Origin of the sequence: Actinophytocola oryzae, from assembly GCF_004364325.1 — a bacterium.
GTDB lineage: Bacteria > Actinomycetota > Actinomycetes > Mycobacteriales > Pseudonocardiaceae > Actinophytocola > Actinophytocola oryzae.
On the sequence record NZ_SOCP01000004.1, the window covers coordinates 24,637 to 48,488 of the forward strand.

Consider the following 23,852-nt stretch of genomic DNA (forward strand, 5'->3'; position numbering starts at 1 on the left):
CGTGGGCTGCACCGCCGCCGACCTCGTCACCGCCATCCGCGCCGTCGCCGACACGGTCGCCGAGCACCGCGTCGAGCTGATCCAGCTGGACCGCGCCATCGGCGACGGCGACCACGGCGAGAACCTCGACCGAGGCTTCAAGGCCGTGCTCACAGCGCTCGACGCGGCCACCCCGGACAGCCCGGCCGCCGTGCTCAAGACCGTCGCGACCACCCTGATCTCCAAGGTCGGCGGCGCGGCGGGCCCGCTCTACGGCACCGCGTTCCTCCGCGCGTCGACCGCGGTCAAGGACCGGGGCGAACTGGAGGCGGCGGACGTCGTCGAGGCGTTGACGGCCGCGCTCGGCGGCGTCGTCGCGCGTGGCAAGGCCGAGTTGGGCGACAAGACCATGGTCGACGCACTCGACCCGGCCGTGAAGGCCGCGACCGGCGACTCCGTGGCCGCCGTGCTGTCGGCCGCGGCGGACGCCGCCGAGGCCGGTGCCGAGGCCACGGTCCCGCTGGTCGCACGCAAGGGCCGGGCGTCCTACCTCGGCGAGCGCAGCGCGGGCCACATGGACCCGGGCGCCCGCTCGACCATGCTGCTGCTGCGGGCGTTCGCGGAAGTGGCCGCGAGGTGACCCGCGTCGGCCTGGTCGTCGTGTCCCACAGCGCCCAGCTGGCGGCCGGGGTCGTGGAGGTGGCGGCCCAGATGGCGCCGAACGTCACGGTCGTCGCGGCGGGCGGCACCGACGACGGCGGCATCGGCACCGACTTCGACGCCGTCGTCTCGGCGATCGAGCGTGCGGACGGCGGCGCCGGGACGGTGGTGCTGTACGACCTCGGCAGCGCACGCATGGTCGCCGAGATGGCGGTCGAGACGGCCGAGAACGCCCGCCTGGCCGACGCCCCGCTGGTGGAGGGCGCGGTGGCCGCCGCCGTCGCCGCCGAGGGCGAGGCGGACGTGTCCGCGGTGGCCGCCGCGGCCGAGTCGGCGGCGAAGGTCACCACCGAGGCGGCCCCGACCGCGCCGGATGCCGAGGACGAGGTGCGCATCACCCTCACCAACAAGATCGGCCTCCACGCCCGCCCCGCCGCCGTGGTGGCCCGCGCGATGACCGGTCTCGACGCGACCGTGACCGTCCACTTCGGCGCCGCGACCGCCGACGGCCGCAGCGTTCTCGCCCTCATGGCCCTGGGCGCCCAGGGCGGCGACGAGATCAGGGTCTCGGCCGCCGGGCCTCAGGCCGCCGAGGCACTGCACACCTTCGAGGAGCTTGCGGCGAGCAACTTCGGCGAGTGAGGCACATGTCCGGATCCGGCCAGCCGGAGGGCCCCGGACGGGGGAGTGTTGACCCGTGACCACCTATTCCGCCGTGCGCACCACCGGCATCTACTGCCGCCCTGGCTGCGGGGCCAAGCCGAAGGCGGAGAACGTCCGCACCTTCGAGCAGCCCGCGGCGGCCGAGGCGGCCGGGTACCGGGCGTGCCTGCGGTGCAGGCCCTACCGGGTGGCGGGCACGGTGCCGGACGAGGCACCGGAGATCGTCTGCCGGGCGGTGCAGCTGATCATCGGCGGGTTCCTCGACGACGGGAACGAGGACGCGCTCGGCGCCAGGCTCGGGGTCTCCGCGCGGCACCTGCGGCGCATGTTCCACGACCACCTCGGGGTCACGCCAGACCAGTTCGCCCGCTCCCGGCGTGCGCATTTCGCGCGCCGCATGCTCGACGACTCCGACCTGTCGATCGCCGACGTCGCCTTCGCGGCCGGGTTCGGCAGCCTGCGGCAGTTCAACCGGGCCATGCGGGACATCTTCCGTGCCACGCCGAAGGAACTCCGTGCCCGCAGGCGCCGGGACGACCGGCTCGCCGCCGACGGCGGGCTCGTGCTCCGGCTGCCCTTCACCGCGCCCTACGACTGGCCCGCCATGGTCACACTCCTGGGGCGCGGCGCCATCCCCGGCGTCGAGTCCGTCGTGGACGGCCACTACCGGCGCACGATCATGCTCGACGGCGCGCCCGGCATGATCGAGATCGGACCCGGCGGGGACGACCACCTCCTCGTGCGTGCCCACCTGCCGCACTGGGAGGGCGTGATCCACGTCGTCTCCCGGATCGCCGGGCTCGTCGGCGTGGACCTCGACCCCGTGGTCGCACGCACCGAGCTGGCCACGGACGCCGTGCTCGGGCCGCTCGTCACGCGCAGGCCCGGGGTGCGGATCTCCGGCGTGTGGACGCCGTTCGAGGTGGCCGTGGGAATCGCCGTCGGGCCTGCGCGGGCCGGGGAGCTGGCGGCGAGGTACGGCGTCCCCGTGCCAGGGTTGGACCACGGGCTCACGCACGTCTTCCCGTCGGCCGACGTGCTCGCCGAGACCGGGGAGCCGGTCGCGGAGCTGGCCAAGGCGATGGCGGCGGGGGAGGAGCCCCGCTTCGCCGACGCCTCGGCACGCGAGCACTTCGCGTTGCGGCTCGGCGCGCGGGATGCCTTCCCGGCGACCGATCCCGCGATCCGTGACGCGGTCGGGGACGCCGACCCGGAGCGGTGGCGACCGTGGCGATCGCTCGCCACGGTCCACCTCCTGCTCAGTGGCTGACGACCAGCTCGTGGTCGATCTCGACGAAGTCCTCGACCATGGCGGCGAACTCACCGGCGATCAGCTTCGCGTAAACCTCGGAACCCGTGTGCGCGTCGTACGCGGCCTGGTCGGCGAAGTGTTCGACGAACAGCAGGTAGTCCGGGCGGGCCGGGTCGCGGTACACGCGGAACGACAGCGTGCCGTCCTCCTGCGCGGGGCCCTTCGGTGCGAAGTCACGTACCAGCTCCTCCGCCCGACCCTGGCTGCCTGGCTTGAGCGGGATCGGGAAAACCTTTGCGAGCACTGAACTTTCCTTCCTCGTGGGTGGAAGGAAAGGATCACCCGCGGACCCCGTGCCCGTCCGGCCGTATCCGGTCAGACGGGCCCGGCCGACCCGTCAGAGGTACGCGCCCATCTGCTCGATCTCGGCGGTGCGCGACTTCACGATCCGCCCCGCGAACGCCTTCGTGTCGGCGTTGAAGCCGTCCTTCTCCTCCATGAGCGCCAGCTCCACCGCGAGGTGCTGGTGCCCGGTCAGCAGGTTGAGGAACCGGCCGTCGAAGTCGGGGCCGGCAGGGGTGTTCCGCAGCACCTCGAGCACCGCGGGGTCGGAGCCGTGCATGCCGCCGTGACCCGCGTGGGCGGCCGGGTCGAGGTCGGGTGCGACGGGCTGGCGCCACTTCTCCAGCCAGCGGCTCATCCGCGCCACCTCGTCCTCCTGCGTCAGCCGGATCGCGGTGGCGAGGTCGCGGATCTCCCGGCGCGAAGCCCTTTTCTCGGCCAGCTTGGCCATCTCGATGCCCTGCTCGTGCTGCGGCACGGCCATCTGCAGGAACATCACGTCGGTGTCGTTGTAGGACGTGTCCGGCGGCGGCGCGGACAGCGAGACCCCGGTCGTCTCGGTGACGCCGACCCCGCCACAACCGGCCAGCAACAGCAGCAGAACGAGTACCAGCAAGCGTTTCACGATGCCTCCCAGGCGGGGTGCCGGCCGGCCCGGAGCGGTCGGGCCGGCCGGCAGCGCTACCGAGCGGGTCAGACGGCCTGCCAGAGCGCAGGGGTACTCGGCGGCTCCCAGCCCGGCAGCGCGGTGTGGTTCCGCAGCGACCGGTAGGTCTTGCCGTTGTAGGTCACCACGGATCCGGCGGTGTAGCCGGCACCGGACGCCCACGTGCCGCTGGCAGGCGCGGCCTGCTGCGGTGCGGGCTGGGGTGCCGCCGCCGGCGACGAGCCGCCGACCTGGAGGTCGACGCACGTGTAGAACGCGTTCGCCGTGTCACCGATGTTCCACACCGCGAGGAGCTTCACGCGCCCGCTCACGTTGCCGAGGTTCACCGAGTGCGTGAGTGTGGGTGGCGGTTGCTGGTTGTTGAGCTTGAACTCGGCCACCCTCGTGTTGCCGATGAAGTACTCGAACGTCGAGGTGGCGTGCCGGGCGGTGAACGTCCACGTGAAGTTGACCGTGCGGCCCACCGACGTGGCCTGCCACGGCTTCGAGTCGTCGTTCAGGTCGGCGAACCGGCCCACGTTGCCGTGGCAGTTGCGCAGCCCCTTGGGACCCTCGACGCTCTGCGGCTCCCACTTGATGTCGCCGCAGGACACCGTGCCCCTGGCGCACTGCGCCTGGCGGCTCGGTGGTGTCGAGATGTAGCCGTGTGCGTTGGCGGTCGCGGCGGGCAGCACCACGAGCCCGAGTGGTGCGATGACGGCCGCGGTGGCGAACATGACGAGTTTTCTCTTCAGGCCCATACGAATCTCCCGGTGTGCAGGGGTCAGCCGGAGATGTGTGGTCTAGACCACAACATCTGGTTTAGACCATATTTTCGCTGTAGTCAAGTGGTGGCGGTGGGTGATTGGTTACGCTGTTGGAACATGGGTGAGCTGCACCTCGTGTACTGCCGCGTAGTGCGCGCCGGTGCCGTGCTGTATGTCAGACGCGCTCCTGGCGCACTCCTCGGCGGGCGGTGGGAGCTGCCGGGCGGAACGGTCGAGCCCGGCGAGTCGCACGAGGAGGCCGCCGCGCGTGAGGTGGCCGAGGAGACGGGTCTCGTCGTGCGGGTGATCAACGAGCGGGCCAGGCACAACTGGCTCGACGTCACCGGCAGGGACCGGCGGGTGCACGCGCGGATCTTCGACGTGCGTGAGGAGAGCACCCGCGAGGTGGTCCTGAACCAGGGCGAGCACGACCGGTTCCTGTGGACGGCCGACCCCGCCTCACTGGACCTCGCGGCCTACTTCAGGTCGTAGGCTCCAGCCACCTTTGAGCGGCACATGGTGCCGTAGTGGGGTGGTGCTCGCGGTCTTCCTCGGTACGTTCATGTCGCTGCTCGACGTGAGCGTGGTCAACGTCGCCCTGCCGGACATGCGGCTCGACCTCGGTGCGGGGTTCAGCACCCTGCAGTGGGTCGTGGACAGCTACACGCTCTGCCTGTCGGCGCTGATCCTGTCGGGTGGGGCACTCGCCGACCGGTTCGGGCGCAAGCGGCTCTACCTCGGCGGGCTCGTGGTATTCCCGACCTGGTCGGGGACCTGATCGCCAGGTATCCGATGGCGGTCTTCCTCGATCTTCTGGGCATTCCCGACGAGCTGGGCGACCAGGGCCTGGCGTGGGTACGTGACGTCGTCAGGTGGCTCGGCTCGCCGATGGACCCCGAGGTGGTCGAACCGGGACAGCGGGCCTACCGCGACCTGCGTGCCTACACCGAGACGCTGGTCGACCCGGCCAGGCCGGGTGACAACCTCCTCGGCGACGTGGTCCGCGCACACCTCGACGAGGGCAGCTTCTCGGTCGACGCCTGCACGATGGCCGTGATCTCGTTGCTGCTGGGCGGTTTCGAGACCACGATCCAGATGCTGTCCGGCACGCTCGCGAGCCTGCTGCTGAACCCGCCCGCGCTGGCGACGGTCCGCGTCGACCACGCCAGGATCGCCGACGCGATCGACGAGGCGTTCCGGTGGGCCAACCCGTCCGCGGGTCTGTATCGGCTCGTCACGGCGGACACGTCGGTGGCGGGCGTCGACCTGCCGAAGGGCGGCATGGTCTACCTGTGTATCGCCTCCGCGCACCACGACCCGGCGGCGCACCCGGAGCCGGAGAGGTTCTCCCTCGACCGCCGCCCGGCACACCTCGGCTTCGGCCTCGGGCCGCACTACTGCGCGGGCGCACCACTGGCCAGGATCGAGGTACAGGCGGCGGTGACGGCCCTGTTGGACGCCGTCCCGGCACTGCGTGTCGACCCGGCCGACCCGCCGTCCTTCCACTACGGCGCACGGGGTTTCGTCCAGCACGGCACCGAGTCGCTGCGGGTCCGGCTGTGACCGCTACGGCCGGAGCGCGCGGATGACGGCAGCCATGTCGTCCTCCGGGTCACCCGCGCTGCCGAACAGCCGGGCCATGGCCGCGACCAACGTCGTGTCCACACCGGACTCGGCGGCCGCCTCCTGGATCAGCAACGCGTCCTTGGCCGCGCCACCCAGCGCGAACGCGGGCGTGAAGTCACCCTTGAGCATCGCCCTCGCCTTGGCCTGCGCGTAGCCGGAGTCGAGCGGACCACCCGCGATGAGGTCGAGGAACAGCTTCGGGTCGATGCCGAGTGCCTGCGACAGCGCGACGCTCTGCGCCGTGCCCGCCACCACCGACAGCACCCACGCGTTCGACACCAGCTTCAGCCGGTGGCCGTCGCCGGGCCGCTCGCCGACCCACACCACCTTCGCGCTGATCGCGTCCAGCACCGGGGTGAGCCGCTCATCCGGCCTGCCTGCCGCGAGAACGGTCAGCTCACCGCTCTCTGCGGGCTGACGGGTGCCGGAGACCGGTGCGTCCACGAAGGAGACACCGTGCTTGGCACAGAGCTCGGCGAGCCGGGTGGTCTCCTCGAGGCCGACCGTGGTGGTCTGGAGCCAGACCGCGTCCGGCCGCATCGCGGGCAGTGCCTCGGTCATCACCTGCGCGACCGACTCGAAGCCGAAGAGCATCGTGACCACGACGTCCGCGTCCCGGACCGCCGAGGCCGGATCGTCCGCGACCGGCACACCGACGGCCCGTGCCTTGTCCGGGCTGCGATTCCACACCGTGAGGTCGAGTCCGGCCCGCGCCATGCTGCGGCCCATCCCCGCGCCCATGAGTCCCGTACCCAACAGAGCGACCTTCGTCATGCTGTCAACCTAACCCCGGACGGCGTCGTCTACCCGTCCGTGCGCCTCCACCCCGACTTCGAGCGGTTCGTGTTCGACCGGTCGAACACCCTGCTGCGGGCGCCGGCCACGCTGCCCAGCGGGCAACGCGAGGTGATGGTGCCGCGGTTCTTCGCCGACCTGTCCGTCGCGGACTCGGCGGCGGCAGTTGGTGTCGCGGAGGGCACGGTCAAGCAGCAGACCAGCCGGGCGCTCACGCGGCTGCGTGCGGACGGTCATCCCGCCGGGCTACGCCGAACAGAGGTAGCGGGCAACCTTTCCTTGTGCGGCAGCGTCTTTCCGGTGTGTTGAGCTGGCTGAGGCGGATCGCGGGTCTGGGGATCGCGCTTGCCGCCGCTGGGGCTGTGGTCAGTTTCGTGCCGTCGATACAGGTGGGTGGGGGATCGGGGCTCGCCGTGCCCCGGCCGTTGCCCGCCCCGCTGCCGATTCTCGTGACGCGTGATCCGGCGTACGCGATCGCCTACCAGCGCGGGTACGAGCCGGACTCGAGCCCGCGTGTGCTCGTCGAGCGGTGGGTGACGGAGGCGGGCGTGGTCCGTGAGCGGGTCACGGTCGACCGGCGGCTGCACGCCGACCGCAGCGCGGGCCGCGAGGTCGACTACACGCGTGGGGAGTGGCGGCACGGGCCACGAGTGCTCCACGGGGACTGCGTGCTGACCCCCGGTGAGGTCGAGGCCGGGTTTGCGGACGGCTCGGTCACGGTGTCCGGTCCCGGCGAGCCCGTCGCGGGCGGCGAGACGACCGTCCTGCGCAGGCACACGGCACCGCCGGTGGACCTGTGGGTGCGGACGAACACGCACCGTGTCGTCCGCTGCCGTGCGGCGGAACCCGAGGCGATCACCTTCGACGTCATGTGGCTGCGCGTGACCGACGTGAGCCTCGCGCAGCTGGTGGCCGTGATCCCCGACGGGTTCGACCTGGTCACGGACCGCAGCTGACCCGTCACCTGATCAGCGGTTGCCGCGACGGAAGCCAGAAAGCCACGGTGAACGTCATGCGACGGTTGCTGGTTTTCGGGGCAGTGGTGGTCACGCTCGTCGGCTCCGGGGCGGTCGCCTCGAGCACGACGGCGGTCGAGTACCAGCGGAACGCCCCGCCGGGCGGGTGGGTCGGCACGTGGTCGGCCTCGCCGGGCACGGGTGTCGCGAACACGCCGAACGGCTACCCGAACTACTCGATCCGCAACGTCGTCCACACCAGCATCGGCGGCCTGCAGGCCAGGGTGCGGCTTTCCAACACCTTCGGCACGAGCCCGCTCACGTTCGGCCACGTCACGATCGCGGTCGCCGCCTCCAGTACGGCACCCGCGGCCAGGCAGGGCACCATGCGAACGCTGCTGTTCGGCGGTCAGCAGTCGGTGGTCGTGCCGAGGGCGGCCGAGGTGCTGAGCGACCCGGTGGCGCTGAACGTGCCGAGCGACAGCGACCTGCTCGTCACGACGTACGTGCCGACCCCGTCCGGTCCGGTCACCTACCACGACTTCGCGGGCCAGACCTCGTTCTTCACCAGGAACGGCGACTTCACCGGCCAGGAGTCCGGCGAGGCGTTCACCGAGCGGACAGCCGTGTGGCACTACGTCAGCGGCGTGGACGTGCGCTCGTTCGCACCTGGCTCGGTGGTCACCTTCGGCGACTCGATCACCGACGGCGTCGGCTCGACCAGCGGCGCGAACCACCGGTGGCCGGACCTGCTGTCGGACCGGCTGCACGGCAGGCTCGGCGTGCTGAACGCGGGCATCGGCGGCAACCGCCTGCTGCTCGACCAGCCGGGCAGCGCCTTCGGCCGCAACGCGTTGGCACGCTTCGCCGACGACGTCCTCAGCCAGGGCGACGTCCGCACGGTCATCCTCCTCGAGGGCGTCAACGACCTCCAGCAGGAGCCGCACCAGACCGACCCCGCGATGATCATCTCCGCGTACCGGCAGCTGATCGCGCAGGCACACGCCAGGGGCATCCGCATGATCGGCGCGACCATCCTGCCGTTCAAGGGATGGGGCGCCTGGAACGAGACCCTCGAGGCGGCGCGCGTCGCGGTGAACGACTGGATCCGTACCAGCGGGGTTTTCGACGGCACGGTCGACTTCGACGCGGCGACCCGTGACCCGGCCGACCCACAGCGGATGCTGGCCGCCTACGACAGCGGTGACCACCTGCACCCGAACGACGCGGGCTACCAGGCGATGGCGGACGCCGTCGATCTGACGAAACTGTGAGTTTGGTCGCGCTCACAGGTGGTACCCGCTTCCCATCGCACCGAACACGAGCCTGTTTCACAGGCGGATGGGAGGCCGATCATGGGAAAGCTACGTGTGGCAGTCGCGGCCGGAATGCTCGGCGCGGCGGGAATGCTCGCACTGCCGGTGGTCGCCCAGGCGGCGCCGGGAGTTCCCTGCAGTGCGGCAGCCGCCGCCTGTATTGATCTCAGTGCGAACACGTCCTGGTTGATGTCCAACGGAAACGTCACCTACGGCGGCGTGCCGATCACGACGGGGAAGCCGGGCTACGAGACCCCGCCTGGCACCTTCCACGTGACGTACAAGGACATCGACCACTGGAGCAATGCCTACGACGCGCCGATGCCGTACTCGGTGTTCTTCACCGACACCGGGATCGCGTTCCACGAAGGCAGCCTGAGCCAGCAGTCGCACGGTTGCGTCCACCTGTCGCAGGCGGCGGCGCAGACGTACTACAACGCGCTGCACCCCGGTGACGTGGTGGAAGTCGTTCCTTGATGCGATAAAGGTGCCCTTCGGACCGCGACTCGCGGCCCGAAGGGCACACCCCCCGTGCTGGATCAGATGCTGTCGCAGGTGGCCAGCTGGAACGGGCCGCTCGCCGTGTTCGTCTCGACCTCCTTGCCGTCCACCGTGATCCTGCACGTCACGGTGCCGCCCTGTTCCCCCGTGGTGACGATGACCTGGCCCTCCTTGACGTAGCCCTTGGTCCGCACCTCCTTGGTCCACGGCAGGGTCGCGACCTTCTCGTCCTTGGTGGACATGTCCTCGTCGCTGAACACGGAGTAGGTGACGTCCACGTTCGGCGCGTCGCCGGTGATCTCGTAGACGATCACGGCCTCCCGGTTGGCCTCCTCGTTGACCTCGTCGGCGGCCTTCTTCCAGACGGCGGTCCAGAGCACGCAGACCACGAGTCCGACCACCGACACGACCAGACCGGCGATGGCGATGCCCTTGTTGGTGGCGCGTCCCTTGGCGGCCTTGCTGATGCCCACCGCCGAGAAGATGATCCCGAGGATGACGAGCGGCCACGCGACCACGCCGACCAGCGGGATGAACGAGAGCACGAGCCCGACGATGCCGACGACGAAACCGGTGGTGCCGAGACCGTTGCTCGGCTTCGCCTGCTGCTGGGGCTGGTGTGGGGCGTACTGGGTCACGGGACTGTTCCTTTCGGGGTTTCCTTGCTGCCGGAATGGAAGCAGCGCGGTGCGCCCCGCCGCGTCGTACGCGAGCCCATCGACGTTCAGACTTTCGTCGTAATCGTGAATCGCGGATAGGTTGATGATGACCACGTGACGCGTCCGTAGGCTCTGCCCATGGGAAGGCGCGTGCTCGGCGTGGTGACCACCGTGATCGCGGTGGCCGCCTGCGTGCTCAGCAGCATCTACGTGGTGGGCAACGACAAGCTGCGGTCGGTCGACGACCCGATCGACCCGTCGGCGTTCGCGTGGCTGAGCTTCGTGGCGGCGGTCGGCGCGGCGGTGCTGCTGGTGTGGCGTCACCGGTGGCCCGTGCTGGTGTGCGGCCTCACGCTGATCCCGTCGCTGCTGCTGGCCGCCGACGCCCTGGCAGCGCTCGTCGCGCTGGCCGCCCTGGCCGCGGCCCGCCGCGACCGGATGCTGTGGCTCGGCGGTTTCCTGGTGTACGCGGCGACGTCGCTCGCGGTGTGGCGGGACGCCGGGTGGCACGAGTCGGTCACGATCATGGGCACGTGGATCGCGGACTCGGGGCCGGGCAAGGTGATCGGCACGGTGGTGACCGCGGCCGTGCTGACCGCGGTCCCGCTGGCGGTGGGGATCCTGCGCGGCACGCGGGCGGACCTGCGGGAGCGGGAACGCACGGAGGCGTTGCTGCGGGACGAGATGAGCCGCCAGGAGGAGCGTTCACGGATCGCCCACGAGATGCACGACGTGCTGGGGCACCGGCTGTCGCTGCTATCCCTGCAGGCAGGCGCGTTGGAGGTGACCGCGCCGGAGACGGCCGGCGACGTCGCACGCACGGTCCGGTCGACGGCCAGGCAGTCGCTCGAGGACCTGCGCCAGGTGATCGGCGTGCTCAGGGACGGCAGGGACTTCCACCTGCAGGGCCCGGTACCCACACTCGCCGACCTGCCGACGCTGGTGGGGCAGACCCGGCAGGCGGGTGTCCCGGTGAACCTGACCGTGATGCTCGACATGGCACAGACCGCGCCGGCCCCACTCGCGATGGCCGTCTACCGCATCGTGCAGGAGTCGCTGACGAACATCGTGCGACACGCCCCCGGGGCGCCCGCGGAGGTGGTCGTCCGAGGTGGACCCGGTGTGGGCGTGGCGTTGGAGGTGGTGAACGGGCTTCGGCAGCACCCGGCGCCGCCGTCGCCGGGCAGCGGCAGTGGCCTGACCGGTATCTCCGAACGCGTGACGGCACTCGGTGGCCGGGTGAACATCGGCCCCACGACCAACGGGACGTTCGCCGTGCAGGCATGGCTCCCGTGGCCGCCCGGCTGACGGGGTCACTACCATGTTCCGGTGACTCAGCTGCGGGTGCTGCTCGTCGACGACGACCCGCTCGTGCGTACCGGTCTGGCGATGATCCTGGGGAGTGCGCCGGACATCGAGGTCGTCGGGCAGGCCGCGGACGGTGACGAGGCCGTGGGGCAGGTGCGGGCGACCAGGCCGGACGTGGTGTTGATGGACATCCGCATGCGCCGCATGGACGGCATAGCGGCCACCGCCGCGGTGGCGGCACTGCCCGATCCGCCGAAGGTCCTGATCCTGACGACGTACGACCTCGACGAGTACGTGTTCGACGCCCTGGCCGCCGGTGCGGGCGGTTTCCTGCTGAAGGAGGGCGCCCCGCAGGAGATCATGGAGGCGGTGCGCGTGGTGGCCAAGGGCGAGGTGATGTTGTCACCGGGTACCACCCGAAAGCTGGTGGGCCACTTCGTGGCGGCGAGGGCCAATCCCCGCAGGCAGCGTGCCGTGGCGAAACTGGCGGAGCTGTCGGGCCGCGAACGCGAGGTGGTCACGGCCGTCGCCCAGGGCAAGTCGAACGCCGACATAGCCGGCGAGCTGTTCCTGAGCGAGGCGACCGTGAAGACCCACATCACGCGTACTTTCGCGAAGCTGGACGTGACGAACCGCGTCCAGCTGACGATCTTCGCCTACGAGTCGGGCATCGTCGCGCCCTAGGGTTGCAGAAGACCCACGACGTTGCCGTCCACGGTGAGAGTCGCGGCGAGACGGCCGTTGCCGCCGTCACTGGGCTCGGCGGTCACCGTCGCTCCCGACACCTCAGGCCCGCTGAACTGCCTCTCGACCCGCACCCCGAACGCGACAAGGACACCTCCTCCAGCTCTACCCTCATCCCGGCCTGCCCCGGCCTGCCCCGGCCTGCCCCGGCCTGCCCCGGCCTGCCCCGGCCTGCCCCGGCCTGCCCCGGCCTGCCCCGGCCTGCCCCGGGTGAGTCGGCGAACTACAGTCGTGGGTCCACCGGCTCGGACTCCAGTGCCAGTACCGCGAACACCGGTTCGTGCACTCGCCACAGTGGCTCGTTCTCCACGAACCTCGTCAGGGACTCCATGCCCAGTGCGTATTCGCGCAGTGCCAGGGAGCGCTTTCGGCCCAGTGCTCGTTGCCGCAGGCGCGCCAGGTTCTCGGGTTCGGTGTAGTCCGGGCCGTAGATGATCCTCAGGTAGTCGCGGCCCCGGCACTTGATGCCCGGTTGCACCAGCCGGTCCGACGGGGTGACCGCCGGTTTGACCACCATGCCCTCGCCGCCCGACTCCGTCAGTGCCGTCCACCAGTCGGTGGCAGCCGCCACCGACGTCGGATCGGTCACGTCCACCGTCGTGCGCCTCGTGTGGCGTAACAGGTCAGGGTCCGCGTCCGTCAGGCGGTTCAGGAGCTGCTCGTGCCACTCTCGTGGGTTCGTCGCGTGCACCCGGCCTTCTGCCGCCAGCAACGTGAACGGGGCCAGCTTGATGTCCCCTATTCCCTTCACCGGCCAGCAGTACCGGGCGTACGCCGACACGTAGTCGCTCGCGTTCCGCAGCCTCGCACGGTGTTTGGTCAGCAGTGCGGTCACGTCCGTGCCTCTCGCCGCCGCGTTCTCCAGTGCCGCCACCGCTGCCGGGAGTGCCGCCGTCGCCGCCGCGCCCACCGGGGCGTACTGGCGGCGCAGTAGCTGCTCCGCCTTCGCCGACCACGGCAGCAGCTCGGCGTCCAGGATCAGCCAGTCGCTCTCCAACGTCGACCACAGGTCCGCCTTCGTTGCCGCCGCCCGCAGGCGGGTCAGTAACTCCGTCGGGTCGTCGAAGAACGAGCGACCCGTTCTCGTGTAGACCGCGCCCGCCGCGCCGTCCTGTGCGTTGAAGCGGCTCCTGCCCACCTGCTCGTCCCGGCACAGGACTACCACCGCCCGGGAGCCCATGTGCTTCTCCTCGCACACCACGTGCGGCACACCGTCGTCCCGGTAGGCGGCGAACGCCTCCGCCGGGTGTTCAAGCACCCCATCCGTTGTGGACGTCGCGCACGGGGCCATCGTCGGGGGCAGGTACGGGAGCCACTGAGGGGCTATGGCGAAGCGGCTCATCACCTCCAGGGCGCCCGCCGCGTTCTCCTCCCGCACCTTCAGGCGGCCCATCAGACGTGCGTCCACGTGGCGGGTACCCAGGACGTCGTCGATGCGCAGCAGGTCCCTCGGCCGCCTCGGGGCGGCCAGCGGCTTCACCGGTTCGTAGTGGACCTTCTCTGCCGGGACCGACACCAGCTCGCGGGTCGGCCAGCGCAGTGCCGTCAGCTCACCGCCGAAGACGACGCCTGTGTCCACGCAGATGGTGTTGTTCACCCACGTCGCCTTCGGGACCGGCGTGTGGCCGTACACGACCGTCGCCTGGCCTCGGTAGTCGTCGGCCCACGGGTAGCGGACCGGCAGGCCGTACTCGTCGGTCTCACCCGTCGTCTCGCCGTACAGGCAGAACGCGCGTACCCGCCCGGAAGCCCTGCCCTGGTACTCCTCCTTCAGGCCCGCGTGCGCCACCACCAGCCTGCCGCCGTCCAGGCGGTAGTGGCTCACGAGGCCGTACATGAACTCCCGGGCCGACTCGCGGAACTCCGCGGGCTCGTCCGACAGCTGTGCCAGCGACTCCCCGAGGCCGTGGGACACCGTGACCTTCCGGCCGTCCAGCGCCCTGACCAGCTTGTTCTCGTGGTTGCCCGACACGCACAGCGCGGTGCCCGCCGCGACCATGCCCATCACCAGGCGCAGCACGCCCGGCGTGTCCGGGCCCCGGTCCACGAGGTCGCCGACGAACACCGCCGTGCGGCCCTCGGGGTGGTGGGCGCCGTCCTCGGTCACCACGTAGCCGAGGCGGGTCAGCAGCGTCACCAACTCGCTGTGGCAGCCGTGGACGTCGCCGACGATGTCGAACGGGCCCGTCAGCTCGCGCTTGTCGTTGTAGGCCTTCTCGTACTCGACCACCACCTCGGTGTCCGTTGTGGACAGTACGTGGACCTTGCGGAAGCCCTCCTTCGCCAGATGGCGGATCGAGCGTCGCAGCGCCTCGTGCTGGCGGCGGATCACGTGGTCGGCCAGGTCGCGGTGGTTCCTGTTGCGGTCACGCAGCTCCGCCAACGGCACGTCGAACACGACGGCTGTCGGCAGTACGTCGTACTCGCGGGCCAGCGCCACCAGCTTCGCCCGGTCCTCACGCTGGACGTGGGTCGCGTCGACCACCGTCAGGCGGCCGGCGCGCAACCGCCTGCCCGCCACGAAGTGCAGTGCCGCGAAGGCGTCCTCGGTCGCGGACTGGTCGTTCTCGTCATCGGCGACCATGGCGCGGAACGTGTCGGACGACAGGACGTGCGTCGACGCGAAGTGCCCGCGGGCGAACGTCGACTTGCCCGAGCCGGTGACGCCGACGAGCGCGACGAGGCTCAGCTCCGGGATTGTGATCCTGCGCATCAGACCGCCTCCCTGGTGAACACGGCCAGCTGCGTCGGCGCGCCGACCTCGGGGTCGACCTCGCCAACCGGGACGTGCCGGACCCGGTAGCCGTGTGCGGCGCACACGCCGTCCGCCCACGCCGCCAGCTCCGCGCGCGTCCACTCGAAACGGTGGTCGTGGTGGCGGACCCTGCCTGCCGGCAGGGTTTCCCAGCGGACGTTGTACTCGACGTTGGGAGTCGTCACCAGCACGTGCCTTGGTCGTGCCGCGCCGAACACCGCCTCGGCCAGTGCGGGGAGGCGTGGTGGGTCGACGTGTTCGATCACCTCGCACAGCACGACCGCGTCGTAGCCGGTAATGCGTGGGTCCGCGTACGTGACAGAGCCCTGGTGCAGCGTGACCCTGGCGCGCTGGCGGTCGGCGAAGCGCTCGACGCGGGCGGCCGCCACCCGCAACGGCTTCGCGGCGACGTCCACGCCGACGATCTCGGTGAACGCCGGGTCGGTGACCAGCTCGCGGAGCAGCCTGCCCTCACCGCAGCCGAGGTCGACGATCCGGTGCGCGCCGAGGTCCCGCAGCTGGCCGACGATCGCCTCGCGGCGCAGCTGTGCCAAGGTCGGCAGGCGCTCGGGCTGCTCCTGCTCGTCGACGTCCTCTTCTGGCCGGTCGTCCAGCTCGGTCAGCCGCGCCATCGCCTCCTCGGTGTAGCGGCGTTTGTGTGCCAGGTAGCGGGTGGTGATCAGCTCCCGGTCGGGATGCGTCGCGAGCCATTCCTTGCCCGCGCGGAGCAGCTTGTCGACCTCGTCGGCCGCCACCCAGTAGTGCTTGGCGTCGTCGAGGACCGGCAGCAGCACGTACAGCTGCGTCAGTGCGTCGGCCAGCCGCAGCGTGCCGCGCAGGCACAGGTCCACGTACGGGCTGTCGCCCCAGTCGGGGAACGCTGGGTCGAGCGGGATCGGCGTGGCCTCGACGGACCAGCCGAGCGGTTCGAAGAGCCGTCGCGCGTGGGCGCGTGGGCAGGCGGGAAGCCGTAACTCCAAGGGGATCGGCGTCGCGGCCAACTCGGGGCGCGCGTCACAGCGGCCGCGCATGGCCGTGCCGAACACCTTGCCGATGGCGACCGAGAGCAACGACGACGCCGCGTACGGGCGGTCGTTGACGTACTGGCCGAGGGTGTTGCCGCCCTTGCGCACCAGCCCGATCGGGTCGACGTCCAGTAAGAGGGTGGCGGTCGTGCGCTCCTCGGTGACTTCTGGGTAGAAGACGTGGGCCGCGCCGGTGGACACCTCGAACCGCTGGGCGCGGTCGGGGTGTTTGTGCAGCAGGAAGCCGAGATCGGCCGCCGGCCGGTGCGTGGTCGTGACACTGAGGAGCATGCGGCCGAGTATTCACGAGACGTACGACATCGTCCGGTGGTTTTGTGATCTCATGGCGGCGATGAACGAGCGCCTGACAGCTTTCGGTAACCAACTGATCGATTCGCACATACGTTTGCGTGAGCTGCTCTCCCGGCTACGTGACGGCACGTATACGGGGATGGATCTCCAAGTGCACTGCCTGACGTTCTGCTCGGTGCTCGAGAGGCATCACCAGGCGGAGGACGACGGCGGATTTCCGGTGCTGCGCAAGCACTATCCGGAGCTGGCGCCGGTGCTGGACGAACTGCGACGTGATCACCGGCAGATTGCCGGGCTCCTCGATCGGCTGAAAGATCTGTCCACGATGGATGAGGTGCCGCGACAGGACCTGGACACACTCGCCGCGCTGCTGGAGACGCACCTGCTGTACGAGGAGAAGAAGCTTGTCACCGCACTGAACAGCCTGACCGATGACGAGGACGGGAAGGTGTCCCGCGCGGTGCGGCTGGACGAGGACTGACAGTGCGCCGAGTGTTAGGAAGGCGCCCTTCGGTGCATCGAGCCTGGGGCGACCGAGGGCGCGTCGGTTGTGGGGGTGGTGCGGGTGCCGGGCGCGCAGCGCCCGGCACCACCTCGCGAGAATGCGCCGTTCTGGCAACAAAACCGGCGGGCAACGCTCGACTGAGCAGGCGCTCGACGAGGGGCCGAGGCTCGGTTTGGCGGGGCCGGGGGAGCGAATCGGCCTCCTGCCGCGGGCAGGTTTCACCACCGAAACGTAAAGCCAGGCGGAAGATGCTCGGTCGATGCGAACCGAGCGAGCCGAGGCACCCTTCAGCGCATCGGGCGTTACGAAGGCGTCCTTCGGTGCGCTGGGCGTTACGAAGGCGTCCTTCGGTGCGCTGGGCGTTAGGAAGGCGTCCTTCAGTGCATCGGGTGTTGGGAGGGCGTCGTTGGGTGGGTTGGGGTGTTATGAAGGCGTCCTTCGGTGCGCCGGGCGTTAGGAAGGCGTCCTTCAGTGCAAGCGGGCCGGGGTGGGTGGGGGCGATGGGGTCAGTCGTCTTCGCGAGGCCATGGGGTGCCCTGCAGGTTCTCGATTCGTTCGTTCAGGTCGCGTAGCAGGCGGTACAGGGCTGTGCAGTCGTCGTCGGGCCAGTCGGTCACGAGCTTGGCGAGGCCCGTCCGGTAGCGCTCCCGGTCCGTGGCGAGCCTGGTCGCGCCTGTCGGTGTGATGCGCAGCCGCCTCGCCAGGCCGCCCGCCGGGTCCGGGATGCGCTCCACCACGTCCTCGCGCAGCATGGCGGCCACCTGGCGGGTCACCGTGGAGATCTCCAGCTGCAGCGCGTCCGCCAGCTCGCGTGCGGTCATCGGGCCGGTCACGTCGATCCGGTTGAGTATCAGGTAGGCCGAACGCTCCAGCACGCCCCGTGCCGCCGTCACCAACTGGTGGCGGCTGATCAGCGTCAGCTCGCGCGATATGGCTGCCAGCAGGTGTTCTCTACCACGCATCGTCCTGTCCTCCAGCACCGGATGTGTACCGTACACATGTGCGTTCGGGTTTCGTCGTCACCGTGCTGGCGAGCTGCGGCCTTGTCGCGTCGTTCATGCAGACCCTTGTCATACCACTGATTCCCAGCCTGCCCTCGATCCTGCGGGCGGACCCGGCGGACGCCTCCTGGGTGATCACCGTGACGCTGCTGGCGGCCGCGGTGATCATGCCGGTCAGCGGGCGCCTGGGCGATCTCTACGGCAAGCGGCCGATCCTGTTGGCCAGCCTCGTTCTCCTCATCGCGGGGTCCACGGTCTCGGCGCTGGCCGGCTCGCTCGTCCCGATGGTCGTCGGCCGAGGGCTCCAGGGTTGCGCCATGGGCGTGATCCCGCTGGGCATCAGCATCATGCGCGACATTCTCCCCGTGGAACGCGTCGGTTCGGCCATCGCGATGATGAGTGCGACGCTCGGTGTCGGCGGCGCGATCGGGCTGCCGGTGTCGGCCGTCATCGCGCAGTCGTCGTCGTGGCGCGTGCTGTTCTGGCTCTCCGCGGGCCTCGGTGTCGCCTGTCTCGCGCTCCTGTGGGCCTTCGTGCCGGACTCGAAAGTCAGGGCCGAGGGCCGGTTCGACGGTCTCGGCGCGGTCGGGCTCGCTGTCGGCCTCGTCTGCCTGCTCCTGCCCATCACCAAGGGCAACGCGTGGGGCTGGGGCTCGCCGACCACGTTCGGGCTGTTCGGCGGGGCGGTCGTCGTGCTCGTCCTGTGGGGTCTCTACCAGCTGCGCGTGCGGTACCCACTCGTCGACCTTCGGGTGTCGTCGCGGCGGCCGGTGCTCTTCACCAACATCGCCTCCGTGCTCGTCGGCTTCTCGATGCTCAGTGCCTCGCTCGTACTGCCACAGCTGCTGCAGGCGCCCGCCCTCACCGGCTACGGGCTGGGGCAGTCGATGGTGGCGGCCGGGTTGTGGATGGCACCAGGCGGGCTCGTGATGATGGCCCTGTCCCCCGTCTCCGCGGGCATCACGCGGCTGCGCGGGCCGAGGACCTCGCTCATGGTCGGCACGGCCGTCATCGGGGTCGGCTACCTCGCCTCGACCGTGCTGCTGCACAGCTCCTTCGAGATCATGCTGGCCAGTGTGATCGTCAGCGGCGGTGTCGGCATCGCCTACGCCGCCATGCCGGGGCTGATCATGGGTTCGGTGCCCGTCCAGGAGACGGCGTCGGCCAACGGGCTCAACTCGCTCATGCGTTCGGTCGGCACGTCCATCTCCAGCGCCGTCATGGCGACCTTGCTGGCACGCATGACGATCACGGTCGGGCCGCTGACCGTGCCCTCGCTCGCCGGGTTCCGGGTCGCGTTCCTGATCGCGGCGGGGGCCGCGGCCGTGGCGCTACTGGTGACCACGCTGGTGCCACGTGTCCGCGACCGCCTCGACCACGCGGTCACGGTGGTCGCGACGGACGAGCGGCGCGAGCTCCAGGTGTAGGAACGGCCTTCCGTGCGCGGCGGCGGCGATGCCCTGCGTGTTCGTGCGGCCCGCGAGGTGCTCGTGGTGCCGCACCCGCAGGCCCTGCCGCGTCAGGGCTTCGGCCAGCGCGAGGTGCAGGTCCGTCGCACTGCCCGCCCCTGCCGTGAGGATCACGTCGGTGTCCGGCGCGCTGGCCGCGGCGAAGCCATGGAGCTGTAACTCCGCGGTCGCAAACGTTTGCGCGTACGTATGGAAGAGGGACTCCGGCAGGTGGGCGACGTCGGCGACGCGGCGTGGCGCACCCGCCACCAACAGGCCCGCCGTCGGTATGGCGTCGAACAGCTCCAGCCCGAGGTGGGCCGTGTAACGGTCCGAGCCGGGATGCGGGACCTCGATGAGCAGGTCCGGTGAGTCGCGGAACGCCACGGCACCCCAGCCGGCCGACGAGGCATCGCGCCGGGGCAGAAGCAGCGACCCGTCGCTGAGCAGGGTGGTGTGGCCCTGGGTCACTTGTAACGGCAGGCCTGTCAGGTGCGGGGTCTTCCCGGCGAGAAGCGCCTTCAGCGCGGCGGCGGCCCTGGCGTGCTCGTCCGGCGTCGGCGGGCGGTAGGGCACGCGGTCAGCCGACGCCCGCGAGGATGCCGTTCATCAGGCCGGGGTAGAGGGCGTCCAGGTCGTCACGGCGCAGTGTCGTGATGCGGGACGTGCCGACCGGGCGGACGTGGATCACGCCCGCCTCACGCAGGATCCGCAGGTGGTGGGTCCGCGTCGACTTCGTCACCGGCAGGTCGATCGCACCGCACGCGACACCGTCACAGCCGATGCGGGCCAGCTCACGCACGATCCGCAGCCGTACCGGGTCGGCCAGCGCCTGGAGTACGGCCTCGATCTGGATCTCCGACCGCTCCGGGTGCACGAGCGTTTCCGTCATGGCTCCCATCGTACGACACCTATCGTAGTTCGACGACAATCGTAGTACGGTGTCCGTCGTACAAGTAGTTCCACAGGGAGAGACATGTCGCCACGTACCTATCTGCTCGCACTGGGCGCCTTCACCGTGGGCACCAGCGGATACATCGTCTCGGGGATCCTGCCCGAGGTCAGCCGCGAGCTGGGCGTCTCGATCGCCACCGCGGGGCAGCTCGGCACGGTGTTCGCGATCGCGCTCGCCATCGCGGCCCCGCTGCTCGCCGCGTTCACCGGGCGGTGGGAGCGCCGCAGGCTCCTGGTCGTCGCACTGCTGGTCAGCGCACTCGGCAACGCGCTCGCCGCAGTAGCGCCGACCTACGAACTGCTGCTCGTCACCCGGGTGATCGCGGCGCTGGGGGCGGCCGTCTACACGCCGACGGCGACCGGGTTCGCGACCGTGCTCAACCCGCCGGAGCGCCGTGGCCGCGCGGTCGCGATGGTGTTCGGGGGCCTCACGCTCGCGCTGGTCATCGGCGTGCCATCGGGCAACCTGCTGAGCGGGCCGCTCGGTTACCACGGCGTGTTCGCGCTGGTCGCCGCCGTGTCGGTGCTGGGAGCGGTCGCCGTGCGGCTCGGTGTGCCCGCCGTCGCGGCGCCTGCCGCCGTCGGGCTGCGGGCGCGGCTGGCCGTCGCCGCGGACCGGCGGGTGCTGCTCCTGCTCGGCGTGACCGTGCTCGGCGTGCTGGCGGCGATGGCGCCGTTCACCTACATCGCGCCGCTGCTGTCCGCCTCCTCTGGCGCGCACGGCGCGACCATCAGCTTCCTGCTGGTCGGCTACGGCATCGGCGCGACCGTCGGCAACACGCTCGGCGGACGCGCGACTGACCGGTTCGGCAGCCCCCTGCCGCTGTTCACCGCGCTCGGCGCCTCGGTGCTGCTGCTCGCGACGCTGCCGTTCACCGTGGTCAGCGTGCCCGCGGCGGCCGTGGTGATGTTCGTGTGGGGCATGTTCACCTGGTCGTTCAACCCGCCGATGCAGCACCACCTGATCGGGCTGGCCGGGGCGAACAGCGGGCTCCTGCTGTCGCTGAACGCCTCGGCGATCTACCTCGGCGTCGGTCTGTCCGGCCTGTCCGGCGGGTTCGTGATCAGCCACGTCGGCATCGAGGCACTGGCACCCGTCGCGGCCGTCGCGGGGCTGGTCGCCGTCGCGGTGCTGGTGGCGGCCCTACGCCCGGTGCGTGAGGTCGCCGCCGAGGACGGTCGCGAGGATCGGCAGGTCCCTGAGCTCGCTCGGGGGTAGACCCGTGATGTCCCGGCCGACCAGGACCAGGTCGGCCGGGCCGCCTTCCCGCACGGTCGCGTCGCCACCCGTGCTGGCCGCGACGGCGGTCGCCAGGGTGAGGGCCTGCTCGGGGTGCCAGCCGGGCCGGTCGTCGTCGGTCCGCGAGACCGCGGAGGCGATGCCGTCCCACGGGTCGAGCGGGGCGACCGGGGCGTCGGACCCGAACTCCAGGGTGGCGCCCGCGTCGTGCAGTGCCCGGTAGGCGAAGGCGCGGTCGGTGCGGCCCGCCCAGTGGTGGTCCGCGGCGTCGCGGTCGTCGGGCTGGTGTGCGGGTTGTACGCCGGCGACCACGCCGAGCCGGGCGAACCTCGGGAGGTCCCCGGGAGCGAGCAGCTGGGCGTGCTCGACGCGACCGCCGACGCCAAGGGCCTCGAACGCGTCGAGGGCGAGCGTGTTGGCCCGGTCGCCGATGGCGTGCAGCGCGAGGCCGATGCCGCCCGCGACCGCTCCGCGCAGCACGGGGAGCAGCTCGTCGAGGGGTGCGAGCAGCTCCCCGTCGTAGGCGCTGTCCGGGTAGTGGTCGTGGCAGTAGGCGGTACGCGTGTTGAGCGAGCCGTCCATGAAGATCTTGAGCGGGCCGACCGTGAGCCGTTCGCCGACCGGGTCGCCGGTGCGCAGGCCGCGCGCGATCGTCTCGTCGAGGAGGAACCTGGCGACGACGCAGCGGATCCGGGTCGCCGGGGTGGCGCGGCGGCGCCAGTCGGTGACCGTGTCGGCGTACTCGTAGTCGGCGATCGTGGTGACGCCCCTGGCGGCGGCGGCCTCGGTGGCCTCGAGGACCCACCGGTCGGTGACCTCCGTCGACGGCTTCGGCAGGGTCGCGGTGAGTGCCATGCACTGGTCCTCGACGAACACGCCGGTCGGGTGGTCGACGTTCACCATCCGCATGGCGGCGGAGCTGAGCCACAGCGTGTGCAGGTCGTTGCTGAACAGGGCGACCGGCTGGCCGGGGAGTGCCCGGTCGAGCAGCGCCTTGTCCGGACGGTCCGGCCACAGGGCGGGGTGGAAGTTGGCGCCCTGCAGGAGGACGCCCGGCGTGGCGTCGGCCGAGGCGATCAGCTCGGCGGCGTGCGTGGCGGACCTCGCGGTCGCGAGGGGGACGCGGCGCCGCGAGCTGGCCCACTGGAGCAGGTGGGCGTGCGCGTCGACCAGCCCCGGCAGGAGCGTCCCGCCCCGGCCGTCGACCACCTCGGCGCCGTCGCCCGGCAGCCCGGTGGGCTCGACGGCGGTCACGCGGCCACCCTCGACGCGCACGTCGGCACGCCGGCCGGTGAACCCGATCGTCACATCACGCAGCAGTAGGCCCATACCACCCATACTGGTCGATCTCAACGGACGCGACGACCACGCAGGACCACCGCAAGTGGGTGCGCCAGCTGGTCGAGGTCCGCTCGCGGGTCGCTCTCGTAGACGACCGCGTCGGCCGGGGCACCCGGTTCGAGGCCGGGGAGGCCCAGGTAGCGCCGGGCCGTCCACGAGGCGGCGGCCAGCGCGTCGTGGGGGCGCAGGCCCGCGTCGGCGAGCGCGCGGACCTCGTCGAGGACGCGGCCGTGGGGCAGCGAGTCCGTGCCGGCCAGCAGTGGCACGCCTGCCTCGGCCGCGGCGACGACCAGGCCGGGATGGGCGGACGCACCCTGGACGTACCAGCGTCTGCCGGGGCTGTCCGGACGCGTCCTGGCCCTGGCCAGGGATGACATCAGCACCGAAAGAGTCGGCGTGAGCACCATGTCCTTCGCGGCCATGTCGTTCAGCAGCGCCGGGTCGAGGCACATGCCGTGCTCGACCGAGTCGACGCCCGCGACCACTGCCGCGGCGCCACCAGCCGACTGCTGGCTGTGCACGGCCAGCCTGCCGCCGACGGCGTGCACGGCCTCGACCGCCGCACGCAGGACGTCCGGCGGTATCGCGTCGTCGTCGACACCCCAGTCGGCGACGATCTTGGCCCAGCCCGTGCGCCGTGCCTGCTCGGCGGCGACGGCAGGCAGGTCCGCGAGGTCCGGGCGGCGCCCCCAGCCGTCGAAGAACTGGCCCGCCTGGGCGAGCCAGGGGCCCGCGTGCCAGGCCCTCGGCAGGTCGGGGTCGGTGCCGAACCAGGCGGGCGGGTCGTCGGCGAGGCCGGGGGAGCGGATGGCCGTCACACCGGCCTCGACGTGCTGGTGGAGGTGCGCCCGCAGCAGGTCCTCGTCGAGCCGGTCGCCGACCTCCTCCGCGCCGGGGTGGGTGTGCGCGTCGACCAGTCCCGGCACGAGCCAGCCCTCTGCCACCAGGTCCGCTCCTGGCACGGGGTCGGTGGTCCACCGGTCGCCGTCGGCGTACAGGTCGACGTACTCGCCGTCGGGGAGGGCGTAGCCGCGAACTCTCAGCGTCACGTCCGCGA

27 protein-coding genes are annotated in these 23,852 nt (G+C 71.1%); 15 read left to right on the plus strand and 12 right to left on the minus strand.

What is annotated here, in order from left to right; genetic code table 11:
* The first annotated feature begins 1 nt into the window (after window position 1).
* Genes dhaL through CLV71_RS11075 form a run of 3 tightly spaced genes read left to right on the plus strand, consistent with a single transcriptional unit; the run spans window position 2 to window position 2,572 of the window.
* On the plus strand, window positions 2–619 hold the full coding sequence (gene dhaL, locus CLV71_RS11065) for a dihydroxyacetone kinase subunit DhaL (RefSeq protein ID WP_133902612.1): 618 nt from the start codon (window positions 2–4) through the stop codon (window positions 617–619).
* Complete coding sequence (dhaM, locus tag CLV71_RS11070) at window positions 616–1,281, plus strand: dihydroxyacetone kinase phosphoryl donor subunit DhaM (protein WP_243866369.1); 666 nt, start codon at window positions 616–618, stop codon at window positions 1,279–1,281. Before dhaL ends, dhaM begins: the two co-directional genes overlap by 4 nt.
* 55 nt (window positions 1,282–1,336) lie before the next feature.
* On the plus strand, window positions 1,337–2,572 hold the full coding sequence (locus CLV71_RS11075; RefSeq protein ID WP_133902613.1) for a bifunctional transcriptional activator/DNA repair enzyme AdaA: 1,236 nt from the start codon (window positions 1,337–1,339) through the stop codon (window positions 2,570–2,572).
* On the opposite strand, the gene CLV71_RS11080 is transcribed toward CLV71_RS11075, so the two are convergent.
* From CLV71_RS11080 to CLV71_RS11090, 3 genes are all read right to left on the minus strand, one after another.
* The gene (locus tag CLV71_RS11080) at window positions 2,562–2,858 is read right to left on the minus strand and encodes a putative quinol monooxygenase (protein WP_166664045.1); all 297 of its coding nucleotides are present in this window, start codon (window positions 2,856–2,858) and stop codon (window positions 2,562–2,564) included. The two genes, CLV71_RS11075 and CLV71_RS11080, sit on opposite strands and share 11 nt — an antisense overlap.
* Window positions 2,859–2,951: 93 nt before the next feature.
* A complete protein-coding gene (locus CLV71_RS11085; RefSeq protein WP_133902615.1) occupies window positions 2,952–3,512 on the minus strand; it encodes a DUF305 domain-containing protein in 561 nt (186 codons plus the stop codon).
* Window positions 3,513–3,589: 77 nt separating this feature from the next.
* Window positions 3,590–4,303 (minus strand): lytic polysaccharide monooxygenase, encoded by a 714-nt coding sequence (locus tag CLV71_RS11090; RefSeq protein WP_133902616.1) that lies wholly within the window; start codon window positions 4,301–4,303, stop codon window positions 3,590–3,592.
* Window positions 4,304–4,426: 123 nt separating this feature from the next.
* Here CLV71_RS11090 and CLV71_RS11095 point away from each other — a divergent pair, with 123 nt between their 5' ends.
* From CLV71_RS11095 to CLV71_RS11105, 3 genes are read left to right on the plus strand one after another with little or no spacing between them, the layout of a single operon-like run.
* The gene (locus CLV71_RS11095) at window positions 4,427–4,801 is read left to right on the plus strand and encodes an NUDIX domain-containing protein (protein ID WP_133902617.1); all 375 of its coding nucleotides are present in this window, start codon (window positions 4,427–4,429) and stop codon (window positions 4,799–4,801) included.
* Window positions 4,802–4,841: 40 nt separating this feature from the next.
* Entirely contained in the window at window positions 4,842–5,087 is a 246-nt protein-coding gene (locus CLV71_RS11100; RefSeq protein WP_208297517.1) for an MFS transporter, read from the plus strand.
* 14 nt (window positions 5,088–5,101) lie between these two features.
* Window positions 5,102–5,872 (plus strand): cytochrome P450, encoded by a 771-nt coding sequence (locus tag CLV71_RS11105; protein ID WP_133902618.1) that lies wholly within the window; start codon window positions 5,102–5,104, stop codon window positions 5,870–5,872.
* A gap of 3 nt (window positions 5,873–5,875) precedes the next feature.
* Here CLV71_RS11105 and CLV71_RS11110 read toward each other — a convergent pair whose 3' ends face one another.
* Window positions 5,876–6,709 (minus strand): NAD(P)-dependent oxidoreductase, encoded by an 834-nt coding sequence (locus CLV71_RS11110; RefSeq protein WP_133902619.1) that lies wholly within the window; start codon window positions 6,707–6,709, stop codon window positions 5,876–5,878.
* Between the two features lie 39 nt (window positions 6,710–6,748).
* On the opposite strand from CLV71_RS11110, the gene CLV71_RS11115 reads away from it, so the two are divergent.
* The 4 genes from CLV71_RS11115 to CLV71_RS11130 all read left to right on the plus strand — a co-directional run bounded on the left by CLV71_RS11115 (window position 6,749) and on the right by CLV71_RS11130 (window position 9,479).
* The gene (locus CLV71_RS11115; protein WP_208297518.1) at window positions 6,749–7,039 is read left to right on the plus strand and encodes a sigma factor-like helix-turn-helix DNA-binding protein; all 291 of its coding nucleotides are present in this window, start codon (window positions 6,749–6,751) and stop codon (window positions 7,037–7,039) included.
* Window positions 7,033–7,686, plus strand: coding sequence for a hypothetical protein (locus tag CLV71_RS11120; protein WP_133902620.1), 654 nt, complete (start codon window positions 7,033–7,035; stop codon window positions 7,684–7,686). The genes CLV71_RS11115 and CLV71_RS11120 overlap by 7 nt, the downstream gene beginning before the upstream one ends.
* A gap of 56 nt (window positions 7,687–7,742) precedes the next feature.
* Entirely contained in the window at window positions 7,743–8,960 is a 1,218-nt protein-coding gene (locus CLV71_RS11125) for an SGNH/GDSL hydrolase family protein (RefSeq protein WP_133902621.1), read from the plus strand.
* A gap of 81 nt (window positions 8,961–9,041) precedes the next feature.
* Window positions 9,042–9,479 (plus strand): L,D-transpeptidase, encoded by a 438-nt coding sequence (locus tag CLV71_RS11130; RefSeq protein WP_133902622.1) that lies wholly within the window; start codon window positions 9,042–9,044, stop codon window positions 9,477–9,479.
* Window positions 9,480–9,541: 62 nt separating this feature from the next.
* Here the strand turns inward: CLV71_RS11130 and CLV71_RS11135 are convergent, their stop codons facing one another.
* Entirely contained in the window at window positions 9,542–10,141 is a 600-nt protein-coding gene (locus tag CLV71_RS11135; RefSeq protein ID WP_133902623.1) for an MmpS family transport accessory protein, read from the minus strand.
* A 159-nt stretch (window positions 10,142–10,300) separates the two neighbouring features.
* Between CLV71_RS11135 and CLV71_RS11140 the strand changes: the two genes are divergently transcribed.
* A complete protein-coding gene (locus CLV71_RS11140) occupies window positions 10,301–11,470 on the plus strand; it encodes a sensor histidine kinase (protein ID WP_208297519.1) in 1,170 nt (389 codons plus the stop codon).
* A gap of 36 nt (window positions 11,471–11,506) precedes the next feature.
* Window positions 11,507–12,154 carry a response regulator transcription factor gene (locus CLV71_RS11145; RefSeq protein WP_133903234.1) on the plus strand — a complete coding sequence of 216 codons (648 nt, stop codon included), beginning with the start codon at window positions 11,507–11,509 and terminating at the stop codon, window positions 12,152–12,154.
* Between the two features lie 283 nt (window positions 12,155–12,437).
* Here the strand turns inward: CLV71_RS11145 and CLV71_RS11150 are convergent, their stop codons facing one another.
* Window positions 12,438–14,927, minus strand: a complete 2,490-nt coding sequence (locus tag CLV71_RS11150) for a polynucleotide kinase-phosphatase (protein ID WP_133902624.1) — start codon at window positions 14,925–14,927, stop codon at window positions 12,438–12,440.
* On the minus strand, window positions 14,927–16,285 hold the full coding sequence (locus CLV71_RS11155) for a 3' terminal RNA ribose 2'-O-methyltransferase Hen1 (RefSeq protein ID WP_133902625.1): 1,359 nt from the start codon (window positions 16,283–16,285) through the stop codon (window positions 14,927–14,929). The genes CLV71_RS11150 and CLV71_RS11155 overlap by 1 nt, the downstream gene beginning before the upstream one ends.
* Window positions 16,286–16,346: 61 nt before the next feature.
* On the opposite strand from CLV71_RS11155, the gene CLV71_RS11160 reads away from it, so the two are divergent.
* On the plus strand, window positions 16,347–16,787 hold the full coding sequence (locus CLV71_RS11160; protein WP_243866370.1) for a hemerythrin domain-containing protein: 441 nt from the start codon (window positions 16,347–16,349) through the stop codon (window positions 16,785–16,787).
* 530 nt (window positions 16,788–17,317) lie between these two features.
* On the opposite strand, the gene CLV71_RS11165 is transcribed toward CLV71_RS11160, so the two are convergent.
* On the minus strand, window positions 17,318–17,773 hold the full coding sequence (locus tag CLV71_RS11165) for a MarR family winged helix-turn-helix transcriptional regulator (protein WP_133902626.1): 456 nt from the start codon (window positions 17,771–17,773) through the stop codon (window positions 17,318–17,320).
* Window positions 17,774–17,868: 95 nt separating this feature from the next.
* On the opposite strand from CLV71_RS11165, the gene CLV71_RS11170 reads away from it, so the two are divergent.
* A complete protein-coding gene (locus tag CLV71_RS11170) occupies window positions 17,869–19,239 on the plus strand; it encodes an MFS transporter (RefSeq protein ID WP_133903236.1) in 1,371 nt (456 codons plus the stop codon).
* On the opposite strand, the gene CLV71_RS11175 is transcribed toward CLV71_RS11170, so the two are convergent.
* Complete coding sequence (locus CLV71_RS11175) at window positions 19,144–19,836, minus strand: hypothetical protein (RefSeq protein WP_133902627.1); 693 nt, start codon at window positions 19,834–19,836, stop codon at window positions 19,144–19,146. The two genes, CLV71_RS11170 and CLV71_RS11175, sit on opposite strands and share 96 nt — an antisense overlap.
* A 4-nt stretch (window positions 19,837–19,840) precedes the next feature.
* Entirely contained in the window at window positions 19,841–20,161 is a 321-nt protein-coding gene (locus CLV71_RS11180) for an ArsR/SmtB family transcription factor (RefSeq protein ID WP_133902628.1), read from the minus strand.
* A gap of 75 nt (window positions 20,162–20,236) precedes the next feature.
* Between CLV71_RS11180 and CLV71_RS11185 the strand changes: the two genes are divergently transcribed.
* Window positions 20,237–21,433, plus strand: a complete 1,197-nt coding sequence (locus CLV71_RS11185; protein ID WP_133902629.1) for an MFS transporter — start codon at window positions 20,237–20,239, stop codon at window positions 21,431–21,433.
* Here the strand turns inward: CLV71_RS11185 and CLV71_RS11190 are convergent.
* Complete coding sequence (locus CLV71_RS11190) at window positions 21,359–22,783, minus strand: amidohydrolase (protein WP_133902630.1); 1,425 nt, start codon at window positions 22,781–22,783, stop codon at window positions 21,359–21,361. The genes CLV71_RS11185 and CLV71_RS11190 overlap by 75 nt on opposite strands.
* Window positions 22,784–22,803: 20 nt before the next feature.
* Window positions 22,804–23,844, minus strand: coding sequence for an amidohydrolase family protein (locus CLV71_RS11195; RefSeq protein WP_133902631.1), 1,041 nt, complete (start codon window positions 23,842–23,844; stop codon window positions 22,804–22,806).
* Window positions 23,845–23,852 lie beyond the last annotated feature (8 nt).

Bases quoted from the DNA above. Each gene is read 5' to 3' on its own strand.
- CLV71_RS11190 (WP_133902630.1), bottom strand. From the start codon at position 22,783: ATGGGCCTACTGCTGCGTGATGTGACGATCGGGTTCACCGGCCGGCGT.
- CLV71_RS11185 (WP_133902629.1), top strand. From the start codon at position 20,237: ATGTCGCCACGTACCTATCTGCTCGCACTGGGCGCCTTCACCGTGGGC.
- CLV71_RS11140 (WP_208297519.1), top strand. From the start codon at position 10,301: ATGGGAAGGCGCGTGCTCGGCGTGGTGACCACCGTGATCGCGGTGGCC.
- CLV71_RS11095 (WP_133902617.1), top strand. From the start codon at position 4,427: ATGGGTGAGCTGCACCTCGTGTACTGCCGCGTAGTGCGCGCCGGTGCC.
- CLV71_RS11165 (WP_133902626.1), bottom strand. From the start codon at position 17,773: ATGCGTGGTAGAGAACACCTGCTGGCAGCCATATCGCGCGAGCTGACG.
- CLV71_RS11150 (WP_133902624.1), bottom strand. From the start codon at position 14,927: ATGCGCAGGATCACAATCCCGGAGCTGAGCCTCGTCGCGCTCGTCGGC.
- CLV71_RS11160 (WP_243866370.1), top strand. From the start codon at position 16,347: ATGAACGAGCGCCTGACAGCTTTCGGTAACCAACTGATCGATTCGCAC.
- CLV71_RS11105 (WP_133902618.1), top strand. From the start codon at position 5,102: ATGGCGGTCTTCCTCGATCTTCTGGGCATTCCCGACGAGCTGGGCGAC.
- CLV71_RS11170 (WP_133903236.1), top strand. From the start codon at position 17,869: ATGCAGACCCTTGTCATACCACTGATTCCCAGCCTGCCCTCGATCCTG.
- CLV71_RS11110 (WP_133902619.1), bottom strand. From the start codon at position 6,709: ATGACGAAGGTCGCTCTGTTGGGTACGGGACTCATGGGCGCGGGGATG.
- CLV71_RS11180 (WP_133902628.1), bottom strand. From the start codon at position 20,161: ATGGGAGCCATGACGGAAACGCTCGTGCACCCGGAGCGGTCGGAGATC.
- CLV71_RS11130 (WP_133902622.1), top strand. From the start codon at position 9,042: ATGGGAAAGCTACGTGTGGCAGTCGCGGCCGGAATGCTCGGCGCGGCG.
- CLV71_RS11125 (WP_133902621.1), top strand. From the start codon at position 7,743: ATGCGACGGTTGCTGGTTTTCGGGGCAGTGGTGGTCACGCTCGTCGGC.
- CLV71_RS11155 (WP_133902625.1), bottom strand. From the start codon at position 16,285: ATGCTCCTCAGTGTCACGACCACGCACCGGCCGGCGGCCGATCTCGGC.
- CLV71_RS11090 (WP_133902616.1), bottom strand. From the start codon at position 4,303: ATGGGCCTGAAGAGAAAACTCGTCATGTTCGCCACCGCGGCCGTCATC.